Genomic DNA, 22,550 nt, shown 5'->3' with positions numbered 1-22,550 from the left:
GTACGACGGCGAGGGTGACGGGAATCGGGGCGGGATTGCGCCAGGCGTGCCGGCCCGCGCACTGCACGACGACGTCGCCGCTGGTCAGCGGGACGGTGACGCCGTCGTCGAGTTCGAGGCGGATGTCGCCGTCCAGGACGATGACGTAGTCGAGGGTGTCGGTGGTGTGCATGCCGGGGGCGTCAGGTTCGAAGCGGGCGGCGAGATCGGGCGAGACACGGCGGGTCTTCTCCTGCGCGGCGACCGCGTCGAAGCCTGGGGCGGCGTATACGGCGTCAGAGGGGAAGGCGACGAGGAGGAAACGGGTCTCACCAGGGGCGGGCAGATCGCGTGTGAGGGCAGGGGTCGGGTCGCCGGTGTAGGACAGCCCGTCGTCGCGGACGGTGGCCCACATCAGGGTGGTGCCCATGGCCGGGATATGGGTGAAGTCGTGGGTCCTGGGGGCCGGGCCGTCGCTGAGGACGACCGACCGGCCCGTGCTGTCGACGCCGGTCACGAGCCTTCGCTGGGAGGACATCATGGGCTCCCTTGCCTGGGGTCGGGGTTGGGTGGTCAGGCCGTGGCCGAGGCGTGCAGCGCGGGCAGGAAGCCCTGCAGGTAGCCGAACTCCTCATGCACGTGCCGGATCCGTCCGGTGGTGACCAGGTCCAGGTCGGTGTCCGGTGCCACGTCCAACCACCAGCGGCAGCGCAGTTCGCTGCCGTAGTCGCGGGGCAGGACCACATGGACGAACCGCGCGGACCGCTCGGGCAGCGGCACGTCGTTCTCGTCCAGCGGATGGACCACGGCCGCCAGCGCATGGCCGCCGCCGAGTCGGCCCAGCGCGGCGGCGGGGAACAGTTCCCGAGGCGGCACGAAGGTGATCTCGCTGCGCAGCACCGGGCCGGTGCCCCCGTAACGGTGGTGGGTGCGGTGCGTGGCACCGACGTACTCACCCGGGCGCTTGCCCCGGGTCCAGGCGAAGGCCGCGTGGTCACGGGGGTGGAAGTCCTGGTAGGAGGTCGCGGTGAGATGGGCGAACCACCATCCGAACATGGGGGGGGGTGATGCCCCGCAGGGCGTCGAACGTGCTGACCCGCACGTCGGTTCGGGTTCGCCGGTCCACGGCATCCGACCAGGTGGCGGCGTCGATCACCGCCGCCGCGTCAGCCGTGCCGACTGCCATGCCGTCTGCCATCCAAGACTCCCCTGAAATGACTCCGCCGGGCATCCATGATGCGGGCGAACCATCCGAGATGCGGGCGTCTACCAGTAAAACCCGAGAGTCAGGCTGCTTGGCAAGTGCTGTGACACGGGGATTTCCGATACGTGACCTACCGTTGCCTGCATCACACCCTTGCTCTACATTGCCCGTATCGCGGGACATCGTCGCCACCATGCGGACGGATTCTGTCGCTCTGCGGCTGTCTGAAAAGCACCACTCACGACGCGCGCAGCTCCTGCGTGGCGCGCCGGCACCACATCTCAAGTGCGGCGAGCGGTCCCCTCGCCGGTTCACCGCGTATCCCCGTTCGGACAGGGAGCCCCCAGATGATCAGTCCTCGCAATCGCCTCGCCGCGGCGGGCGCTACCGCGCTGCTCGTCATCGCCTCGACCGCCTGCGCGAAGTCGTCCGACGCCGGGTCGGGCTCCAGCTCGGTCATCACCCTCGGTGCGTCGATCCCGCTTACCGGCGGACTCGCCAGCTTCGGCTCCTTCGAGCGGTGGGGCTACCAGCACGCGGTGGCACAGGCCAACGCGGCCGGGGGCATCACCGTCGACGGCAAGAAGCGCAAGGTGAAGCTGATCGTGCTGGACGACCAGACCAACCCAAACACCACGGTCAACAACGTGTCCAAGCTGATCACCCAGAAACATGTGGACGCCCTGCTCGGCTCGTGCACCGACTCCCTGGTAGAGCCCGGCGCGCTCATCGCCGACCGCAACGAGGTGCCCATGGTCACGCCTTGCGCCGCGACCAACACCTTCGCTGCCACCAAGAAGTGGACCTGGGCCTGGGACCTGTTCTTCAACTCCGAGCAGTTGACGGAGACACCGTTCAACACGGTGGACGAACTCGGCCTGAAGACCGACAAGAAGGTCGCGATCATCCACTCCAACGGCCGCAACGAGACAGTGATCGGCAAGACCGAGTGGCCCAAGTGGGCCGCCAAGCACGGCTGGAAGGTCGTTTACAACACGGCGCTGTCGCCCACCACCTCGAACTTCGGCTCGGCCGTGCAGTCCGCCAAGGCGTCCGGCGCGGACATGCTGCTCACGGTGTTCCCGCCGCCCGCCGCCATCACGCTGCGCAAGCAGATGAAGGCGGCCGACTACACGCCGAAGATCATCGTCATGGAGGAGGGCGGCGAGCCGGAGGCCTTCGCCAAGTCACTCGGCGACCTGGCGGACGGCGTGTGGGTCGGCGGCTACTGGGACCCTTCCTTCCCGTACCCGGGGGCGGGCAAGCTGCGTACCGCGTTCGAGAAGCAGACGCACCGGACCTTCTCCCAGCACATAGCAGACACCTACACCGCGGCGCAGGTGCTGCTGGACGCGATCAGCCGGGCGGGCAGCGTGGACCACACCGCGGTCAACAAGCAGATCGCGCTGACGGACAAGACGTACGTGGTCGGGCCGGTCAAGTTCGGCACGGATCACACGAGCACCCTGCCGATGGTCGAGGAGCAGTGGCAGAACGGCAAGAACGTCGTGATCGCGCCGCGCGACCGGGCCACCGCCAAGGTTCTCTTCCCGGTCCCCTCCTCGTGAGTGGCGCCCCGAGGCGACAGGCCGGTACCCCACCCGAGGCGCAGTTGAGGAGCTTGCGATGAACCCACGTTTCGAAGGCAGGACGGCGCTGGTCACCGGGGCGGCCACCGGCGTCGGACGCGCCGTGGCCGAGCGGCTGGCCGAGGAGGGCGCCCGGCTGGCGCTCACCGACATCCAGCGGGAGCCGCTGGAGGCACTGGCCGCGAAACTGGGCGCGGCGGGCACCGAAGTGGTGACGGTGGACGGGGACATCGTCGACCCGGCGGTCAGCCGTGATCTGGTCGCCGCGGCCGAGCGCGAGTTCGGCCGGGTGGACGTCCTCGTCAACAACGTCGGCATCGTGGTCCTGAAGTCCCTGGAGGAGACCACCGCCGAGGACTTCGACCGGCTCATGCGGGTCAACTGCTACTCGCACCTGCTGGCCATGCAGGCCGCGGTGCCCGCGATGCGCAGGGCCGGCGGCGGGTCGATCGTCAACGTCGCCTCGGTGGGCGCCCTGGTGGCCCTGCCTAACGTGTCGGCGTACTGCCCGTCGAAGTCAGCGGTGGTGGGACTGACCCGCTGCGCCGCCGCCGAGTTCGCGCCCGTGGTGCGCTGCAACGCGGTGTGCCCGGGAGGGGTGGACACCGAGATGGCCCGGATACACCTGGAGAGCTTCGAGGACAAGGAAGCGGCACAGCGGAAACTGACCGGCCGTCAGATGCTGCCGCGCTACGCCCGTCCCGAGGAGATCGCCGCCGTCATCGCCTTCCTCGCCAGCGACGACGCCTCGTTCGTCACCGGCGCCGTGTACGCCGCCGACGCCGGGCACTCCGCGTGGTGAGCGCGCTCGCGTCGGGCATCCTGCTCGGCGGGCTGTTCGCGGTCACCGCGCTCGGTCTGTCGCTGGTCCTCGGCGTGATGCGGCTGATCAGCCTGGTGCACGGCGAGATCCTGGTCCTGGGCGCCTACCTGGCGTTGGAGGTCACCCGCACGCTCGGCCTCGACCCGCTGCTGTGCATCGTGATCGTCGCGCCCGCACTGTTCGTGGTCGCGCTGCCGTTGTTCCGGCTGCTCGTCGAGCCGGTGATGAACCGCGGACCCGAGCCGACCCTGCTGACCACGTTCGGGCTGTCCATCATCGGGCAGAGCCTGTTCATCCTCGTCTTCTCGGGCGACACCCAGACTCTCCAGTCCTCGTACTCGTCCAGTTCGCTGCACCTCGCGGGGCTGCGGCTGCCGACGATGTACCTGGTGTCGTTCCTCATCGCCGTCGTGCTGTGCGGTGGGACCGACCTTGTCCTGCTGCGCACCGGCTTCGGACGCGCGGTGCGGGCCAGCGCCGAGGACCGGGAGGCGGCCGCCGCGCTGGGCGTGGACGTCCGGCGGATCAACCTGTTCGTCTTCGCCGTGGCCGCCGCCTGTGCGGGCATCGGCGGGGTCCTGGTCGGCACCACCTTCGCGTTCACACCGACGTCGGGCGTTGACTACCTGCTCACCGGCTTCGCCGTGGTGGTGCTCGGCGGACTCGGTTCCGTGCGCGGAACGTTCGTGGGAGGAATCGTGCTGGGGGTCGTGGAGAGCGTCGGGGCCGAGGTCTTCGGCGACGGCTACCGCGACCTCATCGGCCTGGTCGTGTTCCTGGTCGTGCTGACGGTCCGCCCACAGGGGCTCTTCGGCCGGAGGCGGTTCGCGTGAGCCGCCGGATACCCGTGGTGAGCCGAAAGACAACCGTGGTGAGCCGCAAGATATCTGTGGACATGACAGCGCGGCAGCGCCGGCTGGCCGGTGTGGTCGTCCTGCCAGCGCTCCTTGGTCTGTTGTGGTCACTGCCCTTCTGGGCGAGCCCCTACTCCCTGCTGGTCGGCTTCGAGGTGGCCCAGCTCGCCGCCCTCGCCGTGGCCTGGTCGATCCTGGCGGGCTTCGGCGGCCTGGTCTCCCTCGCGGTGAACGCCTTCGTCGGTGTCGGGTCCTACACGGCCGCCAAGCTCAGCGCGGCCGCGGGTCTTGGCCTGGGCCCCTGTCTGCTGGCCTCGGCGGCGGTCGCGGCACTGTTCGCGCTCGTGGTGTCCGTGCCGATGTTCCGGTTCCGCGGGCTGTACTTCACCATCGCCTCGCTGGTCCTCGCCGAGGCGCTGGCGCTGTTCACGTCGGACACCAGCGTCCTGGGCGGCAACCAGGGCGTGATGCTCGGCGGAAGGGCGCCCAGCGACGGGCAGATATATCAACTGTCGCTGCTGGTGGCGGTGTTCGCCCTCGCAGTCAGCTGGCTGACCGGGCGCAGTAGACTGGGCCTGGGACTGCGGGCGATCCGGGACGACGAGGACGTCGCGGTCCGGATGGGCGTGCCCGGCTTCCGGGTCAAGCTCGTCGGCTTCGTGTGCGGCGCGGTGCTCATGGGCCTGGTCGGCGGTATCCAGGCCACCCGGGTGGGATACGTCGAACCGTCCGGCGCCTTCGACCTGAGCTGGTCGATCTCCGCGGTGAACGCCGCCATCATCGGCGGTGCGACGACACTGGTCGGACCCGTCGTCGGCTCAGGGGTGTCCATCGCGCTCAGCGAGTCACTGTCGTCGTATCCGCAGCTGCACCTGGTCATCGCCGGGGCGATCCTCATCCTCGTGATCCGGCTCGCCCCGGCGGGACTGTGGGGCGAGCTCGTCGCATGGTCCGCCCGGCGGCGCGGCAGCGTGACCCCCTCTCCCGGCGCGGCGCCCACCGCACGTACTCCGGTGCGCGCCCCCGCTACCGCGCGGGCCGGACTGCCGCCGACCACCGACGGCCCACTGCTGTCCGTCACCGGCGCGGGCAAGAGCTACGGCGGTGTGCCCGCAGTCGACGGCGTGAGCCTGGAATTGCGCCGCGGCGAGGTGCTGGGCGTCGTCGGCCCCAACGGCGCGGGCAAGTCCACCCTGATCGGGCTGCTGTCCGGGGCGCTCAGCGGTACCGGCACGGTGCTGTATCTCGGCGCCGAGGTCTCCCACCTGGGCGCCAGGGCCCGCGCCCACCAGGGCATCGGACGCACCCACCAGGTCCCGCGGCCCTTCGAGCGGTTGACGGTGCTGCAGAACCTGCTGGTGGCACACCGCTACCGGCCCGGCTCCCGCAAGCGCGAGGCGGAGGCCGACTGCCTGGCGATCCTGGACCGTTGCGGCCTGGCCGAGTTCGCGCACACCCCGGCCAGCGAACTGGGGCTGCTGCGCCTGAAGCGGCTGGAACTGGCCCGGGCCCTCGCGCTACGGCCGCGGATCCTGCTGCTCGACGAGATCGGCGCCGGCCTCGTCGAGACGGAACTGGCCGAGCTGATCGAGGTGATCCTCGCACTGCGCGAGGAGATCGAGTCCATCGTCATCGTCGAGCACGTACTGGACCTGATCCGGCGCTGCTGCGACCGGCTGATCGTCCTCGACCGCGGCAAGCTGCTGCTGGAGGGCCTGCCGGACGAGGCGCTCAGCGACACACGGGTCGCGGAGGTCTACCTCGGGACGGTCGGCGAGGCGCCGCTGAAGCGCCCTTCCCGCAGCCGTCGCTCCGGCGCGCCACTGCTGGAGATGCGGGGCGTCAGTGCGCAGTACGGTCGGCACCGCGCCCTGCACGACGTCTCGCTGACCGTCACGGAGGGCGAGATCTTCGCCCTGCTCGGTGCCAACGGCGCCGGCAAGACGACGGTCGCCCGGTCGCTGAGCGGGGCGCTGCCAGTCACCGGCGGGGAGATCCGGTTCTGTGGTGAACGGGTCGACGGCCGCCCGGCGTACGAACTGGTCCGCAAGGGCATCGCCCACTGCATGGAGGGGCGGCGGATCTTCGCCGACCTCACCGTCGAGGAGAACCTGCTGCTCGCCGCCCGCGGCACCCCGGCCAAGGAGACCGCCGCCCGGCTCGCGCAGGTCCACGAGCTCTTCCCCGACCTGCTGGAGCGGCGCGGCAACTCCGGCGCCAGGCTGTCCGGCGGGCAGCAGCAGATGCTGGCGATCGGACGCGCCCTGATGTCGAAGCCGTCATTGGTGATCTTCGACGAGATCTCGCTCGGGCTCGCGCCGATCACCGTCGACCGCCTGTACGAAGCGCTGGAGTCGATCAACTCCGACGGCGTGTCGATGATCGTCATCGAGCAGAACGTCGGACGCGGACTGGCGCTGGCCGACCATGTGGCCGTGCTGGAGAAGGGCTCGGTCGCCCTGGCCGGTACCCCGGACGCCATCCGACTCGATCCCCGGCTGCGCGCGCTGTACGTCGGGCAGGCGGCCGATCAGTGAGGTGCTCCGGATGTCGTGTGGTCCGCAGGCTGCCCGGAGATCGTCCTCCTCGTGACGGCATGTGGTCATGTCCAGGTCACCGCGGACTGGGCGCGCCGTCCGCCAAGCGCCCCGGATGAGCGGAGGCCGCATCGAACATGTGGCACGCGACCGTGCGTTCACCGACCCGGACGTCCGCCGGTCGTGCCGTACGGCAGATGTCCGCCGCGAAGGGATAGCGTGGGAAGAAGGGGCATTCGCCCCCGGAGGGTCGTTGCGCGGTCGCGGTGCTCGCGGCGACCGTGGTGACCAGAACTTGTTGCCTCGAAGGCCCAAGTTCACGGAGCCCCCGCGTGTCCAGGGGTTACATCTGTGGCGGCAGCAACGGCACCGGCGATGCGGCCGGAGCTGATCGCCCAGGACAGCGGCGTGCCGAACCGTTGCTCGTCCGAGCCGATCCAGCCGCTGACCACCGAGCCGGCGGCAAAGAGTCCGGGGATCGGCCGGGACTGCGGGTCGAGCACCCGTAGCCGGTGGTCGACCCGCAGCGGTCCGGCGGTGTCGATCATCAGTGGCCGGAACCGCAGGGCGTAGAACGGCGGCTTGCGCAGCGGGACCAGGTATTTGGGGTTCTTTGCCCACAATGCGTCGCGCCCGGCGTCGCAGAAGCCGTTGTACTCCCGCACGGTGGCGGCCAGCACCTGCGGGTCGGCGCCGATCCAGCCGGCGATCACGGACCAGTCACCGGCTGAGGTGCACCATTCCGTGTTCGACGGGTCGGTCAGCTGGTCGCGCAGCGTCGGGCGGTAGCCCTCCTCCTCGCCGGGACGGGGCTCTCCGGCCAGCGGGTCCGGCTGGTCCATGACGTACTGCACCAGATCGTCGTCGAAGAGCGCGAACCCGGTCATGCCGGGCTGGGCGATCAGCGTGTTCGTCGTGGCGTTGACCATGCCGATCGACTCGTCCAGGAACCGTTCGCCGCGGGCATTCACCCACAGGCACCGAGCCTCCATGCCCGCGCGGTTCGGTTTGTTCTTCTTGGTCTTGAAGCTGTAGGTGTTCTCCTTGATGAGGAACGTACGGCCGCCTGTGTCGGCCCCGGCCTCTTCGGCGAGGGCGATGCCGTCCCCGGCCAGCCGCTTGGCATCGGTCCAGTAGATTTCCTCGTCATATATCCCCGCGAAGTGCTCGTGCAGCAGATCGACGTTCCCGGTGAAGCCGCCAGCGGCCAGCACCACCCGCGAGGTCTCGATCGTGAGCCTGCCGTCCTTGGTGTCGGCCATCACCGCGCGGACCCCGCCTTCTGGCGAGCCGGTGATCCCTACCGCCGCGGCGTGGGTGAGCAACTGTCCTCCGCCGGCGGTGAACTGCTCGGTGAGCATGTCCATCGCCCGCTTGAAGCTGCCGGGAGGGTTGTGCCATCCGCTGGGCTCTACGGAGAGGTCCCGGAAAGCCAGCGGACGGTAACCGATGCCGCGGCTCTCCAGCCAGTGCACCGTTTCGTCGGCCTGGTCCACCCACAGTCGCACCAGCCGGGAATCCACGCCGTCGTAGTGGTAGTACGCCATCGTCTCCCGGAATGTGTCATCCAGAGAGCCGGCGATGCCGGCCTCGCGCTGGGGCCTGCTCTGCATCGCGAACAGGAACCCACCGGACATGCCGGCGTTGCCGCCGATGACCGCGCGCTTCTCCAGGACCACGACGCGAGTCAGTCCTTGCTCTTGTGCGGCGAGCGCGGCCGGCAACCCGGCACCTCCGGCGCCGATCACGACCAGGTCGGCGACGAGCGCACCACTGTTCTCGCTCACAGGTTCTCCTCAATGTTCTGGCGCGGCACGCGCGCGGGCGGCAGCACTCCTCCACGAGCGGGTGCGCGCTTGCCGGTGTGGTTGGTGGTCTCGCCGAAGCTGCCGTAAGGCTGCGGCGCCCGGCTCGGTTCGGTCATGCGGCAATTCCCCTTCGGGTGTCGGGTGTCGGGGTTTTGGGCGGCAGAGGTGGCAGGCGAGCGTCTGGTCACATTGGTCATGGTCACCTTGGTCACAGCCTTGACGAAGCATCATCACTCAGCTCCCGCCGGGAACATGCGGTACAGCAACGGCCGGCCGCCTCGCTTGGGTTCGAGCAGCTTGACGACGTCCGAGTTGTTCGATGGTCCTGCCCTTCATGCGGGGTGCCCTCCGGGCCTCTCCGGGCCGTGGCGACGGGCGGGCGCGTGAGGCGCCCGCCCCGTTGACGCCGCGGGCGGCGCTCAGTAGCTGAAGGTCTCGCTGAACGTCCAGTACGGCTCGGGGATCCGCGGCAGCATCTGCGGGACCAGCCGGTAGCTGTAGGTGCGGTACTCCACGTCCGGCCGGTCAGGGGCGGGCGGGTTGAACCCGGCCATGGGGGGGTCCTCGCCGCTCACGCCGGCGCCGACCATCGAGTCGGTGGTCGAATCGGCCCAGCTGGTGCCGACCGGAGTGCCGAAGTCGGTGTAGGTGTGCAGGTGCCAGATCTTCCACTCGCCGTCCTCGTAGGCGAAGTCCGTCCCGTACCGCTCCCACAACCAGTTCATCGAGACCTTGCCGCTCAGGCTGGGGCCGCCGACTGCGCCGGGCGAGTACCAGATGCCCTTGGCCGTCTGCCCGTCGCCTGCCACCTCGATGACCTGCGTGGTCAGCGGGTGGACCTGGAAGAGCCCGGCGCCCAGGTTCTCCTCGGCGACCTCCAGATCGGGGTGGGCCTCGTGCAGCGCCTCCAGCTGCTGGCGCTGCATGGTGATGTTGAGGTCGCCGTAGTAGCTGCGCAGCGAGTCCATCCCGATGTAGTAGCCCTGGTTCTGGGCGAAGTGTGGGTCAGGCGTCTTCCTCACCCACAGGTCGTCGAGCTCCTCGTGGTTCTTGGCCGCGAAGTGATACCACACGTGCTTGGCCATGAGGTTCTCGATCTGGTGGATGTCCCACAGTCGGCGGGCCACCTGGTCGGGAGTCGGTTCGGTCCTGGCCTGTTTTGCTGTCATTCGTACTCCTTGTCCGTGCGACTGGCTCGGCCAGCGGGGGTGCCGTTCCCGCAGCTGGCCGAGCTGCCGGGAGCCGTACCGGCCCTCGCTGGCCGGCGGACTGGGCCGGGTACATGCGGGCCGCCGTTTACGGCGCGACGACCGTGATGCCGCCGTCGATGGAGATGCCCGCGCCGTTGACGTGCGTCGCGTCGTTCGAGTCAAGGAACGCCGCGAGCCGGGCGACTTCCTCGGGCCGGCCGACGCGCCGCGACGGGATCTGGGCGGCGAGCGCGGTCCCGGGGCCGCCCGGGGCCTCGACGAAGGCGGTGGCGGCGGTCAGGATCATTCCCGGCGAGATGGTGTTCGCCCCGGATGCCGTGGGGGGATCCCCGACACAACCAGGTGAGCGGTGAACGCGACGGCGCCCCCCTTTGACCGCCCCCGTGCGCGTGCTGGTGCACGAAGCCGGCGCTGCGTCGGGCCGAGACCGAGCCGACGTTGATGATGCACCCGCCGCTCCGCCGCTCCGCCGCTCCGCCGCTCCGCCGCTCCGCCGCCCCGCCGCCCCGGGCGACCAGGTGGGACCTGGGCGCCGTGGCCGACAGGTACGCGACGTCGAGTTCGTTGGTGATGGAGAAGCGCCACTGCTCGTAGGTGAGCTCGTCCCACGGCCCCACCTGCGCGACCGAGGCGTTCTCGTAACAGGATGTCGGCGCCGCGGAATGCCCCGTCGACCCAGGCGGCGGCGCCGTCTTCGGTGGCCAGGTCGGCCGACATGAGGGACCACATCGTGCCCCCGGCCTCGCCGACGAGGTCGGCGGTCGGTTTTTCGGCCATGGCAAGTCCCTCGACTCTCTTCTCGGGTCGCCAGCCCTGCAGCCGACGGCACCACAGGCGCAGCGCCGGGGGACACGTACGGGCACGGCAGCCGCGCCGGCTTTCGGTCGTGTGCGTTCAGTCAGCCCGGCCGCGCAGGGGGCGCCGGCCCACGGCGCCAGGCCTGCGGACGCGCCAGGGGCGGCGGGTGAACCAGCGCATGACTCCCGCTGAGCGGCCAGCGGACCTTAAGAGAAAGAGAATTTCCTTTTCTGCCGTGTTAGTCTGAGATCGCGGCTGAGCGGATGTCAAGAGACGTGTACGGATGTCAAGAGACGTAGGTGCGCACCCATGGCTTCCCCGGATATGACACTTCCGGCGTCGGAGCCAGGCGCTGGTCCGCTGGTCCCGCTCGGCCTGCGGCCGCCCCGGCAGGCCCGCAGCAGGGAATCGCTCGAGCGCGTGCTGGCGGCCGGGGCGGAGATCCTCATCGAGAGCGGCTACCAGGGCTTCACGATCACGGACGTCGCCCGACGCGCCGACGCGTCGGTCGGCCTGATCTACAAGCGGTTCGAGGGCAAGGCGGCCCTCTTCGAGGCGATCCTGGTGCGCGAGCTGGGGCGCATGGTCCGGGAGGAGAACCAGCGGCTGGCGGAGGCCGCGGCGTCCAGCGGCTCGGCCACGGAGTTCGTATCGGCCGCCGTCAGGGCGCTTGCCGTCATCGCCTGGCGCGACGGGCGCCTCATCCGGGTCTTCAACGAGCGGTCGGTCGTGGACACCGCGCTGCTTGCGCACGTCAAGGCCGCCCGCACGGCGCCCCGACTGTTCGCGGAGCTGCTGCTGCAGCGGCGCGGCGAGATCCGGCACCCCGACCCCGAGTGGGCCGCGGACATGGCGTTCTGGCTGTTCAACTCCGCGCTTGACCGCCGTACCGCCACGCCGATGTGGCGCCACTGGGACCCCGGCGCAGACCAGGACTGGCCCCTGTTCATCGACGACCTCGTCCACGCGGTCCAGTGCTTCCTGTTCACGCCCCCGGCGGGCGGCCCCGCGGCGCGGCGCGGCGCCCGCTGAGCGCTCCGCTGGAAGTGCGGTGATGAGGCTGCGGGCCGGTGGGGCTGGTCGCGCAGTTCCCCGCGCCCCTTACGGGGCGCGATACCGCACCGGAATTCGACAAGGCCCCTTAGCGCCGCAGCCCCAACCTGCCCGGAGCCGGCGGTGTCCCCTCCGTGACGGACCGCTGGCCCGTCCGCGTGCCGCCCGCGCGGCGGCCCCGCGCCGCCGCGGCTTGATCGCACGTGTGCCCTCCCACCACGTACCCTGCCCTTTTCGCGTTCTCTGCCCTTTTAAGGAACTACATCCTTTTCAAATGGCTGCCATTGGCGACTGCCATGCGCTGGGGTCTTGATACCCGGTGGACCGCCCGTGCTTCTATTACCAGCATGTTTCCGCTGCTCCGGATCGTTGGAAGGCGGCTGGCGCTCGCCGTCCCGATGGTGTTATGCGTCACGGCGCTGACCTTCGCGCTGACCGCGCTGATCCCGGGGGACCCTGCGTACACGATCCTTGGCGCCGGCGCGACTCCGGCGCAGATCACCGCGCTCGACAAGACGATGGGCTTCGACCTGCCGGTGTGGGACCAGTACTGGCACTGGCTGGTCCGGGCGCTGCACGGCGACCTGGGCACGTCCCTCATCAGCAACCAGCCGGTGACCTCGCTGGTCACCTCCCGGCTGCAGGTCACGCTGTCGCTGGCGGTCGGCGGGACGCTGATCGCCACCGTCGGCGGCGTGCTGCTCGGGGTGACCAGCGCGGTGCGCACGGGGCCGGTCGGCCGCGTCACCGAGGTCCTGCAGATGATCGGCCTCGCGGTCCCGAACTTCTGGCTCGGGCTGATCCTCATCGAACTGCTCGCGGTGAAGGTCCACCTGTTCCCCGCAACCGGCTACATCAGCTTCACCGTGTCGCCGTCCGGGTGGCTGCACTCACTGGTGCTGCCGCTGACCGCGCTGGCGGTGCCCGCGTTCACCGTCATCGCCAAGCAGACCCGGGACGGCGTCCGCGACGCCATGAGCCGTGACTATGTCAGGATGCTGCGCGCCAGCGGCACGCCCGAGTGGCGGGTCGTCTGGATCCACGCGCTGCGCAACGCGGCCATCCCCGTGCTCACCTTCGTCGGCCTGACGTTCATCATTCTCACCTCGGGCACCGTCTTCGTGGAGAGCGTCTTCTCGATGCAGGGCATCGGGGGGCTGGCCCAGACGGCGACCACGCAGCACGACTTGGCCCTGATCCAGTCGGTCGCCCTCGTCTACTGCCTGATCGTGGTGGCCGGCAACCTGCTGACCGACCTCGCCTACGGCTGGGTCAACCCGAAGGCGAGGATCTCGTGAGCAGTTTCTGGGGGCGGTTCCGCGGCAAGCCGCTCGGGGTCGTCGGCCTGGCCGTGGCGGCGGCGATCGTGCTGGCGGCCGTACTCGCGCCGTGGATCGCCCCGTACGGTCCGAACGACGCGAACATGCTCGAGCCGCTGAAGGGCCCGTCCGGCCAGCACCTGCTGGGCACCGACTCCCTCGGCCGGGACATTCTGTCCCGGCTGCTGTGGGGTGCCCGGCCGACCCTGCTGTCCACGCTGGAGATGGCCGCAGTGACCGCCTGCGTGGGCATCCCGCTGGGACTCGTGTCCGGCTACTTCGGCGGCAGGACCGACCGGGCCGTGATGTGGCTGGTCGACCTCGGCCTTTCGGTCCCGTCGCTGGTCGTGGTGCTGATCGTGCTGTCGGTGTTCCAGACCCGGTTCTGGGTCGCGGTGCTATTCCTCGGCGTCTTCACGGCCCCGCCGCTGGCCCGGCTCATCCGCGGCAGCGCCCTGGCCGTGCGCAAGGAGCCGTTCCTCGATGCCGCGATCGTGGCGGGCCGCTCGCACTGGTTCATCATCAGGCGCCACATCCTGCCCCGCGTCCGCGGCGCGGTGTTCGTGCAGCTCACGCTGCTGTCCGCGGGAGGGATCGTGCTGCTGGCAGGCCTGGGCTACCTGGGATTCGGGCCGCAGCCGCCCGCGCCCACCTGGGGCAACATGATCACCGACGCGCAGCATGCGCTGCAGCAGAGCCCGTGGCTGCTGATCGGCGCCGGCGGAATCACCGCACTCATGGTGCTGAGCCTCGGCGTCGTCGGCGACGCGGCACGCGACGCCACCGTCGAGGCGTGGGCCGGCCCGCCGCCGCGACCGCCCGACCGCGCCCCCCGCGCCGCCGGGCGGCGCCCCGCCGAAGAAGCCGGTGAAGCCGGGGAAGCCGGTGAAGCCGGGGCGCTTGTCCGGGTGCGGAACCTGTCGGTCGCGTTCACCCGCCGTGGCGCGGAGACCCTCGTCGTGGACCAGGTGAGCTTCGACGTGGCGGAAGGGGAGGCAGTTGCGCTGGTCGGCGAGTCGGGTTGTGGGAAGACCACGGTCGCCAGCGCCGTGCTGCGCCTGCTGGGCGGCGACGGGCGCGTGACGGGCGGCTCGGTCGAGTTCGACGGCCAGGACGTGCTGGCGCTGGACGGCGAGGAACTGCGCCGCTTCCGCGGCGGCGCGATCGGCTACGTATCGCAGGAGCCCATGAGCGCCCTGGACCCGAGCTTCAAGGTCGGGGCACAGCTCGCCGAGGCGGTCAGGTTCCTCCACACCGGCCCGCGGCCGTCCCGCGCCCAGCTGAGGCAGCGGGTGCTCGAACTGCTGGAACTGGTGCGGCTGCCCGACCCGGCGCACGTCGCGCAGCTGTATCCGCACGAGCTGTCCGGCGGGATGGCGCAGCGCGTCTGCATCGCCCGCGCGCTGGCCGGCAACCCGAGGCTGCTGATCGCCGACGAGGTGACCACCGCCCTCGACGTCACCGTGCAGAGCGAGATCCTGGTGCTGCTGCGTTCCTTGCGCGAGCAGACGCACATGGCGGTCCTGCTGGTCAGCCACGACTGGGGCGTCGTCGCCCAGGTGTGCGAGCGGGCCATCGTCATGTACGCCGGCCAGGTCGTCGAGCAGGCGCCGTTCGCCGGCCTCGCCGGCAAGCCGGCGCACCCTTACACCAAGGCCCTGCTGGCCTGTCGGCCCGACGCCGTGCCCGACGGGACGGCGCCGCTGCCCGCCATCCCCGGCACCGTCCCGGACCCCGAGGACTGGCCCACCGGATGCCGATTCGCCGACCGCTGCGGATACGCGGAGCCGGCCTGCCGCGCGGACGCCGTTACCATCCAGCCCGCCGCGCTCGGACGGGAAAGCCGCTGCCTGCGCACAGACGACATGCTGGCCAGCCCCACTCCCCGGAGGTGACGGCCATGCCGACAGCTGAGGCCGACCTGCTGACCGTCAGCGGTCTGCGGGTCGAGTACCGCTCCCGCCGCCGCACGACCGTCGCCGTGTCCGGCGCCAGCTTCGCCATCCGGTCCGGCGAGGTCCTCGGGCTGGTAGGCGAGTCGGGCTCCGGCAAGACCACCATCGGCCGGGCGCTGCTCGGCCTGGTCCCGGCCAGCGCCGGCACCGTCACCTTCCTCGGCCAGGACATCACCAGGGCGAAACGGCAGGCCAGGCGGCGCCTCGGCACCCAGATGCAGGTGGTGTTCCAGGATCCGTACGGTTCGCTGAACCCGACCGTCACCGTCGGCGCCAGCCTGCTGGAGGCACTCCCGGCCGGTACGCCCCGCCGGCAGGGCACGGCCAGGATGGACGAACTGCTGGAGAAGGTCGGCCTGCCCGCCGACGCGGCACGGGAGTACCCGGCCCGGTTCTCCGGCGGCCAGCGCCAGCGCCTGGCGGTGGCGCGCGCGCTGATGCCCAGGCCCCGGCTCGTCGTGTGCGACGAGCCCGTCTCCGCGCTGGACCTGTCCGTCCAGGCCCAGGTACTCAACCTGCTGCGGCAGCTGCGGGAGGAGCTGTCGCTGAGCTACCTGTTCATCGGCCACGACCTGGACGTCGTGCGGTTCATGTCCGACCGGATGCTCGTCCTGTACCGGGGCCAGGTCCTCGAAGAGGGCCCGGCCGCGATCGTGGCCGGCAAGCCGCGGCACCCCTACACGCAGGCCCTGGTGGCCGCCGCGCCGCACATCGACACCGTGCCCGGCGCGGCGCCGCCGACCGCGGACCCGGCGGCACCCGGCGCCCCGTCCGTCCGCGGCTGTGCCTACGCCCACCGCTGCCCGCTCACCATCGACATCTGCCGGACGCAGGCCCCGACGCTGGAACCCGCCGAAGACGGCGGCGCAGTCGCATGCCATCGCCACCCAACCAGATGACCCCGAAGGAGTGGGAAATGCATATACCGGTCCCCGGGCAGAGACTTCGCGCCAGCCTCGCCGCCGGATGCAGTCTGGTCGTCACGGCCGGCCTCGCCGCCGGCTGCTCCGGCAGCCCCGCCGGCTCATCGGCCGACGGGACTGGCGGCACGCTGACCATCGCCGCCAGCACGGCGACCCAGTCGCAGGTTCCCACCTCCGTGGCCAGCTCGGTGTACAGCTTCCCCGGCTACGACTCGCTGATCTACCAAACGGCATCCGGAACGTACGAGCCCGACCTGGCCGCCTCGTGGGGCTACGTCGGCTCCGGCAACAAGACCTTCCGGGTCACCCTCAGGCACGGGCTGAAGTTCAGCGACGGATCGGCGGTCACCGCCAGCGCCGTGGCCGCGTCGATGAGGTGGTACATGAAGACGTCCCCCGGCTCACTGAACACCGGGCCGGTCAAGAACATCACCACCGTCGGGACCGACGAGGTGCGGATCCACTACTCCTCGGCGGTGCCCTACGCGTTCGCCTCCTGGTCCCTGTCGCCCGCCTCCGCCTTCGGGCAGATCGTCGGCCCCTACGGCATCGCCCACCCGCAGTGGCTCGCCACCCACACCGACGGGGTCGGCCCCTACGTGCTGGACCCCGCCAACAGCAATAGCGGCGGAACGCAGACCTACCTGCCGAACAAGCGGTACTTCAACCAGGAGGCCATCAAGTACGACAAGGTCGTCATCAACCCGATCACCGACAACTCCTCGGCACTGGCCGCCGTCCAGTCCGGGCAGGCCCAGGTGGACGAAAGCCTCCCCGCCGCCAGCAGGCAGACGGCCAAATCGGCCGGCCTGCAGGTCATCACCAAGCCCGGGGGGTACACCGCCAACCTGAACCTCGAGAAAGTGACAAGCGGGCCGCTGGCCAACCTGAAGGTCCGCCTGGCGATCGCGTACGCGCTGCCGCGGTCCCAGATCGTCAACGCGGTCTTCAACGGCGGTGGCACCGCCAACAGCAGTACGAGCCAGCCCGGCTACCCCGGCTACAACGCGGCGGACACCAACCTGTATGCCACCAACCTGACCAAGGCCAAGCAGCTCATGGCGCAGGCCGGGTACTCGGACGGGTTCACGCTGAACACCCTGACCGGCCTCGGCGCGCCGTCCAGCCTCTCACAGGCGATCGCAGTCGCGCTCCAGGAGATCAACATCAAGACGAACATCACGCAGAACACAACGGCCGGCTACCCGCAGTTCCTCGCCGCCGCCCAGACGAAGAAGTACGAGGCTGAGGTGCTGCTCGTCCCCGCGGAGAACATCTACACGGTGGTCAAGAGCAACCTCGCCCCCGGCACCCTGGGCAACATCTGGGGCGCGACGAGCACGGACCTCGACAACGCCATGGCGGCAGCGGCCAAAGCCCCCACCGTCGCGGCGCAGGAAAAAGCGCTGCAGGAGGTGACCGCGACCCTCGACCGCCTGCTGTGGATCGTGCCGGTCGCCGTCACCGGGCAATACGCCGCCGTCAGCTCGGCCGTCCACAACGTGCCCAAGACCGTCAAGTCGCAGCTCATCTCCGTCAACCCATTCAGCCCCGTCGCCTCCCAGGCCTGGTACGGCGGTTAGCCGCCAGACGGCAGAGCGAGGACGGCGCCCGCGGCAGGTCAGGCCCCGCCGGGCATGACCCGCCCGGCGAGGGCGGAGGCAGCCGGTTCGGGCCTCTCCGCCGCGCTGTCGACCGCCTCGATGGACAGCGGCTCGATGTGTAGGCGGATGCGCGGCGGCTCCCGATCCGCCGGCGTCGAGAGCGCGCCCGCGAGGACGGCCGGCGTGCAGTCGGACATGGCACCCGGAACTCCCGCTCGGAGGTGGCGGGTTCGAAGTCCGGCTGGGCGGAGAAGACCCGGCGGACGCGCCTCGCCCCCCGCCTCATGCAGGGTCTCCTGCTCGATCAGCGACAGCACCGTGACGCCCTCGGGCAGCGGATGGATCACCCCGTCACGCATGGCCCCGGCGCGCTCCGCGCCCTCGTACTCGTATGTCGCGAAACGCATCGCTCACTGCTCCCAGTGGTTGGTGTTCGTGACGGTGCTGGCGCTCAGATGGCCCGCGAACAGGCCCTTGGGGTCGCGCACCGTGTGTATCTCCTGAAGCCGCCGCCAGTGCTCGTCGCCCATGAACTTCAGCTGCCGCACGGTGAAGTCGGAGTCGCCGAGATACTGGCCCACGGTGACGGGCCGCATTTCCGCCATGGCCCCGTCCAGCCACACACGCAGCTCGCCGTCCCGCTCCGGCTCGTCATGGATGACGTAGGTGGCGCAGTAGATCTCCGACTGCAGTGAGAAGGCCATGTCCGGGAGCTCGCGCACCGGCGCCATCGAGAACCAGATGGTGAAGGTCTGCCGTGTGGGGTGGTCCGTGAAAGCCTTGCGGATCGCGGGGACGACCTCGTGCGCGGGCCCGGTCAGCCAGGCGTTGTCGACGAGATAGCGGTGGCCTTCGGGGTTGGCCGCGTGCTGCCCTTCGAGCTGCTCGGCGAGGGTGGTCGGCTGCGCCTCGACGCGGAAGAGCGCCCGGTCCGCGTACGGGTTGGCGTGCAGCGGAGCCAGTGCCTCGGCGGCCTGTTCGGGGGTGTCGGTCATCGAGATGCCTGTCACCAGCAGTACGGGTTTGTCATGGTCTGGCGGCGTCTGCGTCAGCGCGACGATCTCCACCAGATCGGAGATGCTGTGGTGCGTCTCGTGCAGCCATGTCATGACGTCGTCGAAGAGGTCCAGCGGGTACGCGTGCACGGTGTGCGCCAGGTGCTTCGGGAGGGGCCGCGTACGCAGATGGAAGCGGGTCACCACGCCGAAGAAGCCGGGGCCCGCGCCGCGCGCCGCCCAGAACAGGTCGCTGTGGTGCGTCGCGTCGGCGCGCAGCAGCTCGCCCTCGGCGGTGACGACGTCGATCGCGACGATGTTCTCCGCCGCCCAGCCCCAGCCGCGCGCGTTCCAGCCCTGCCCGCCTTGGAGCAGGAAGCCGCCGATGCCGACGGAGGGGCAGTGCCCGCCGTTGAAGAAGCGGCCGAACGTGCCGAGATACGGGTTGAGTTCGTCGCCACCCTTCACGCTCGGAGTGGCCGAGACGATGCCGGTGGTCTCGTCGTACGCCATCTCGCGGAAGCCCCCGAGGTCGATCAGCAGCGCGTCCTGGCGAACCGACCAGGCGGCCCAGCTGTGCCCACCCGAGCGGACGGCGACTCGCCAGCCGCTCTCGATTGCCAGCCGCACGCCTTCGACGACGTCCTGTTCGGTGACGGCCTTCAATACGGCCGCGGGCGTGCGGTCGGCGGGCAGGCGGGCGTTGAAGACCCGGCCGAAGCAGGCCTCGTCGAAGTCCTGGTCGCCGGGGAAATGGAGGGTGCCGGAGAAACGGTTCGTGTTCATGGCGTGTGTACTCACTTGATCGCGATCGGGTTGACGGGGGCGCCGACCGCGCCGGTCACCGGCAAGGGCGCCGCCACCAGGAGAAACTCGTACACGCTGTCCGCCGCGCAGTCCTCGGCAAGCTCCTCGAGGTCCCACATCTCTCCGAGAGGAAGACCCATGTTGGGGATGGCGATCTGGTGCAGCGGCGACATGGCGGGTTCGGCGAACTCGTACGGCCGCACCTCCAGGCCCCAGGTGTCGGAGGCGATCGCGGCGATCTCGGTGCGATGCAGCCAGCCGAGCGTGGTGAAGGACAGGCCCGGGGCGTCGCCGGCCGCGTATCCGCCCCAGGCGCCGAGGCGGCGTACGCGGCCGAGCTGGCCGGTGCGGACGAGCACTAGGTCGCCGCGGCGCACCGTCGAGGTGGCGCCCTGAGCCTCGAGAGTGGCCCGCACGTGCTCCTCGCGGATGGCGAAGCCGTCGGCGAGCTCGCCGTGCTCGTCGCCGAGCGCGCGGCCCACGTCCAGCAGCACGCCGCGCCCCGTGAACACGTCCGCCATGTGCTCGATGCCGGTGACCGAGTCGCCGTCGCCGTTCACGATGGTGCAGGGGCGGCCGTTCCAGGCCTGCTTGTTGTCGAAGATGTGGCCGAGGCCGTCCCACTGGGTGGAGGCCTGCAGCGGCATGACGATGTGGTCGTCGGCGCCGCCGAAGCCGTGCGGGAAGCCCTGGGTGCCAGCGGCCGCGTCGGAGCCGGTGTCCTTCATGTAGTGGACCGGGTTGATGCGCCCGCGGAAACCGCGCTGAGGGCCGTCCTCGTTGAACTCCTGGGACAGCGAGAAGGCGCGGCCGCGATGGACCAGACTCGCCGCGTGGGCGCGCTTGGCGTCGTCGATGTGGTTGAGCGTGCCGAGCACGTCGTCCTCACCCCAGCGGCCCCAGTTCCGGTACGCGGCACGGGCCTTTGTGAGTGCCTCCTCGACGGGGCCGAGCGGCTCGGGCTTCATCGGGCACGTCCTTTCAGCAGCAGGTCGAGAGCGTTTCCGCCCGCCACGGCGTCGCAGTCGGCCGGCGGGAGACCGGCGGACTGCAGGCGCGCCACCGGGTCGTCGATACCCATGTCGAAGGGGTAGTCGGTGCCGAGGACCACCCGGTCCGCGCCTACTTCCTCGATCAGATGGCGCAGCGCACTCGGGGTGTAGACGAGCGCGTCGAACCACAGGCGTTTCAGATACGCACTTGGTGGCTCGGCGCACCCGCGCGCGTCGTCCCGGACTTGCCAGGCGTGGTCGGAGCGGCCGATGTAGGTGGGCAGATAGCCGCCGCCGTGCGAGGCCACCAGCTTCAGGCGCGGGAAGCGGTCGAACACCCCGGTGAAGATCAGATGGGAGAGCGCCACGGTGGTCTCGACGGGCTGGCCCACGGTGTTGCCGAGATAGCGGGTGGCCAGCCGCTCCCCGAGCGAGCAGCCCCATGGGTGCACGAACACGACCGCGCCCAGTTCCTCGGCCTTTGCCCAGAACGGGTCGTGGACAGGGTCGGCCAGTTCCCGGCCCTCCACGGTCGTGGAGACGCTGATCCCGTACAGTCCGCACTCGGTCATGGCCCTGTCGAGAAGGGCGACGGCGAGATCGGGGTGCTGGAGCGGGACCGTGCCGAGGCCGTACAACCGCTCGGGTGCCTCGGCGCAGTGCGCGGCGACCGCATCGTTGACGGTACGGGCGAGGCGTACGGCAAGGTCGTCGTCGGCCCAGTAGTGGTGCATCGGCATCGGGCCGACCACCTGGACGTCCACTCCCATCGCGTCGAGGTCCGTGAGCCGAGCGCTGACATCCGTCAACTTGGCTTTGAGGCGGTTGAGTTGACTGCGATTGGTGGCCAGCGACTCAGGTGAGTGGGCGCGTTGTTCCGCAGTCAGTTCGGCGGCGAAGCCCGGCGTGCCCGCGCACAGGGCATCGGCTGCCGGGACCGCCAGATGACCGTGGAAGTCGACGACGGGCACGCTCATGCCGCTGCCGTCAGGAACGAGAGCGTGTCGGACATGATGCGGCCGGGGTCGGCGCCGGGTGTGCCGGGGTGGATCTCCCAGTCGGCGAGCTGCAGCGAGTTCTCCAGGACGATCCGCACACGCGGCAGCCGCCGGACCATGAATGCCTCCAGTGCCTGCTCTACCGGCGTGTCCCCGGTGGCCATCTCGGCCAGGACCACCGCGTCCTCCGCACACATCGCCGCGCCCTGGGCGATCAGTGGCGGGCAGGCGTGGGCCGCGTCTCCGATCACCATGGCCCGGCCGCGGTGCCAGGGCTCGTCGACGAGGATCGCCTCGATCCAGCGGTAGTCCACGGCCGTGTCGTCCGGCAGCGAGGCCAGGATCCTGCCCCAGGTGCCGCCGTATCCGGCGCCGCGCTCGCGCAGCAGCGACAGCGGTGCGCGCGGGCCGACCAGCGAGGTGTCCAGGTTCTCGTCGAGGAGGTACGCGTAGCACTCGTCGGCCGAGATCGGGCTGTACCCGGCCTTGTAGCGGGGGCCGCCGTAGTACACCTCCGCGCAGTCCATCTCGGCGGGTCGGTCGGCGACCACGCGGAAGATCGACATGCCGACCGGTTCCGGCTTGGTGGTGATGCCGATCATCGCGCGCATCTGAGAGTTGATGCCGTCGGCGCCCACAACGAGGTCGTAGCGGGCGGCCGAGCCGTCGGTGAAGGTCACGTCCACGTGGCCCGGGGCCTGGTCGAGCGAGGCGACGCTCAGTCCGAGCCGCACCTGCACGCCATGCGAGTACACCGCGTCGCACAGGGCGTCCTGCAGGTCCGAGCGCAGTGCGCCCACTGTGGACGGCAGGTCCTCACCGCCGGTGTGCGGCGTGGCCAGTTCGGTGATCAGCTCGCCGTCCGCGCGGCGAAGCCGCATCCGGTCGAACGGCACGGCACGGGCCAGGACCCGGTCCAGTACGCCCACGGAGCGCAGCGCCTTGAGCGCGTTGCCCTGGACGGTGATGCCGTGGCCGACCCCGAACCACTGGGGTGAAATCTCGACGAGCTCGACCTCCGCGCCCCGCTGGGCGAGCGCGAGGGACAGCACGCTTCCGGTGATGCCGCCGCCGACGACGAGCACCTTTTGTACGGGCATT

Annotated in this window: 20 protein-coding genes; 9 read left to right on the top strand and 11 right to left on the bottom strand. The window is 70.3% G+C overall.

Features of this window, described 5'->3' with window-relative positions; genetic code table 11:
- Together AC31A1_RS12330 and AC31A1_RS12325 are read right to left on the bottom strand one after the other, a co-directional pair.
- Window positions 1-517: cupin domain-containing protein (locus tag AC31A1_RS12330; RefSeq protein ID WP_489653319.1), on the bottom strand; the 517-nt coding region annotated here is incomplete at its 3' end.
- A gap of 35 nt (window positions 518-552) precedes the next feature.
- Complete coding sequence (locus AC31A1_RS12325) at window positions 553-1,035, bottom strand: DAPG hydrolase family protein (protein WP_489653318.1); 483 nt, start codon at window positions 1,033-1,035, stop codon at window positions 553-555.
- Between the two features lie 495 nt (window positions 1,036-1,530).
- Between AC31A1_RS12325 and AC31A1_RS12320 the strand changes: the two genes are divergently transcribed.
- From AC31A1_RS12320 to AC31A1_RS12305, 4 genes are all read left to right on the top strand, one after another.
- Entirely contained in the window at window positions 1,531-2,751 is a 1,221-nt protein-coding gene (locus tag AC31A1_RS12320) for an amino acid ABC transporter substrate-binding protein (RefSeq protein ID WP_489653317.1), read from the top strand.
- Between the two features lie 58 nt (window positions 2,752-2,809).
- Window positions 2,810-3,574, top strand: a complete 765-nt coding sequence (locus AC31A1_RS12315) for an SDR family NAD(P)-dependent oxidoreductase (RefSeq protein ID WP_489653316.1) — start codon at window positions 2,810-2,812, stop codon at window positions 3,572-3,574.
- Window positions 3,571-4,428 carry a branched-chain amino acid ABC transporter permease gene (locus AC31A1_RS12310; protein WP_489653315.1) on the top strand — a complete coding sequence of 286 codons (858 nt, stop codon included), beginning with the start codon at window positions 3,571-3,573 and terminating at the stop codon, window positions 4,426-4,428. Before AC31A1_RS12315 ends, AC31A1_RS12310 begins: the two co-directional genes overlap by 4 nt.
- 62 nt (window positions 4,429-4,490) lie before the next feature.
- Window positions 4,491-6,986, top strand: coding sequence for a branched-chain amino acid ABC transporter ATP-binding protein/permease (locus AC31A1_RS12305; RefSeq protein WP_489653314.1), 2,496 nt, complete (start codon window positions 4,491-4,493; stop codon window positions 6,984-6,986).
- 317 nt (window positions 6,987-7,303) lie between these two features.
- On the opposite strand, the gene AC31A1_RS12300 is transcribed toward AC31A1_RS12305, so the two are convergent.
- The 4 genes from AC31A1_RS12300 to AC31A1_RS12285 form a co-directional block, all read right to left on the bottom strand.
- The gene (locus AC31A1_RS12300) at window positions 7,304-8,773 is read right to left on the bottom strand and encodes an FAD-dependent oxidoreductase (RefSeq protein ID WP_489653313.1); all 1,470 of its coding nucleotides are present in this window, start codon (window positions 8,771-8,773) and stop codon (window positions 7,304-7,306) included.
- Window positions 8,770-8,991, bottom strand: coding sequence for a hypothetical protein (locus AC31A1_RS12295; protein ID WP_489653312.1), 222 nt, complete (start codon window positions 8,989-8,991; stop codon window positions 8,770-8,772). The genes AC31A1_RS12300 and AC31A1_RS12295 overlap by 4 nt, the downstream gene beginning before the upstream one ends.
- A gap of 222 nt (window positions 8,992-9,213) precedes the next feature.
- Window positions 9,214-9,963, bottom strand: coding sequence for a nuclear transport factor 2 family protein (locus AC31A1_RS12290; RefSeq protein ID WP_489653311.1), 750 nt, complete (start codon window positions 9,961-9,963; stop codon window positions 9,214-9,216).
- A gap of 127 nt (window positions 9,964-10,090) precedes the next feature.
- The gene (locus AC31A1_RS12285; RefSeq protein ID WP_489653310.1) at window positions 10,091-10,732 is read right to left on the bottom strand and encodes an SDR family oxidoreductase; all 642 of its coding nucleotides are present in this window, start codon (window positions 10,730-10,732) and stop codon (window positions 10,091-10,093) included.
- Window positions 10,733-11,223: 491 nt separating this feature from the next.
- Here AC31A1_RS12285 and AC31A1_RS12280 point away from each other — a divergent pair, with 491 nt between their 5' ends.
- The 5 genes from AC31A1_RS12280 to AC31A1_RS12260 all read left to right on the top strand — a co-directional run bounded on the left by AC31A1_RS12280 (window position 11,224) and on the right by AC31A1_RS12260 (window position 17,636).
- Window positions 11,224-11,835 carry a TetR/AcrR family transcriptional regulator gene (locus AC31A1_RS12280; protein WP_489653309.1) on the top strand — a complete coding sequence of 204 codons (612 nt, stop codon included), beginning with the start codon at window positions 11,224-11,226 and terminating at the stop codon, window positions 11,833-11,835.
- A gap of 368 nt (window positions 11,836-12,203) precedes the next feature.
- On the top strand, window positions 12,204-13,154 hold the full coding sequence (locus AC31A1_RS12275) for an ABC transporter permease (protein ID WP_489653308.1): 951 nt from the start codon (window positions 12,204-12,206) through the stop codon (window positions 13,152-13,154).
- Window positions 13,151-15,070: a dipeptide/oligopeptide/nickel ABC transporter permease/ATP-binding protein gene (locus tag AC31A1_RS12270; RefSeq protein ID WP_489653307.1), complete on the top strand. Its 1,920-nt coding sequence runs from the start codon at window positions 13,151-13,153 to the stop codon at window positions 15,068-15,070. Before AC31A1_RS12275 ends, AC31A1_RS12270 begins: the two co-directional genes overlap by 4 nt.
- Window positions 15,071-15,075: 5 nt before the next feature.
- On the top strand, window positions 15,076-16,029 hold the full coding sequence (locus tag AC31A1_RS12265; protein ID WP_489653306.1) for an ABC transporter ATP-binding protein: 954 nt from the start codon (window positions 15,076-15,078) through the stop codon (window positions 16,027-16,029).
- Window positions 16,030-16,046: 17 nt separating this feature from the next.
- Window positions 16,047-17,636: an ABC transporter substrate-binding protein gene (locus AC31A1_RS12260; protein ID WP_489653305.1), complete on the top strand. Its 1,590-nt coding sequence runs from the start codon at window positions 16,047-16,049 to the stop codon at window positions 17,634-17,636.
- Between the two features lie 38 nt (window positions 17,637-17,674).
- On the opposite strand, the gene AC31A1_RS12255 is transcribed toward AC31A1_RS12260, so the two are convergent.
- The 5 genes from AC31A1_RS12255 to AC31A1_RS12235 are packed head-to-tail and all read right to left on the bottom strand — an operon-like array spanning window position 17,675 to window position 22,549.
- Window positions 17,675-18,064, bottom strand: a complete 390-nt coding sequence (locus AC31A1_RS12255; RefSeq protein ID WP_489653304.1) for a hypothetical protein — start codon at window positions 18,062-18,064, stop codon at window positions 17,675-17,677.
- A gap of 3 nt (window positions 18,065-18,067) precedes the next feature.
- Window positions 18,068-19,438 (bottom strand): FAD-binding oxidoreductase, encoded by a 1,371-nt coding sequence (locus tag AC31A1_RS12250; RefSeq protein WP_489653303.1) that lies wholly within the window; start codon window positions 19,436-19,438, stop codon window positions 18,068-18,070.
- An 11-nt stretch (window positions 19,439-19,449) separates the two neighbouring features.
- Window positions 19,450-20,427 (bottom strand): cyclase family protein, encoded by a 978-nt coding sequence (locus AC31A1_RS12245; RefSeq protein ID WP_489653302.1) that lies wholly within the window; start codon window positions 20,425-20,427, stop codon window positions 19,450-19,452.
- A complete protein-coding gene (locus AC31A1_RS12240) occupies window positions 20,424-21,428 on the bottom strand; it encodes an amidohydrolase family protein (RefSeq protein ID WP_489653301.1) in 1,005 nt (334 codons plus the stop codon). The genes AC31A1_RS12245 and AC31A1_RS12240 overlap by 4 nt, the downstream gene beginning before the upstream one ends.
- Window positions 21,425-22,549, bottom strand: coding sequence for an FAD-dependent monooxygenase (locus AC31A1_RS12235; protein ID WP_489653300.1), 1,125 nt, complete (start codon window positions 22,547-22,549; stop codon window positions 21,425-21,427). Before AC31A1_RS12235 ends, AC31A1_RS12240 begins: the two co-directional genes overlap by 4 nt.
- Window position 22,550 lies beyond the last annotated feature (1 nt).

Source organism: Streptomyces sp. P5F9 (assembly GCF_057961495.1).
This window is presented reverse-complemented; position numbering and strand designations above follow the sequence as displayed.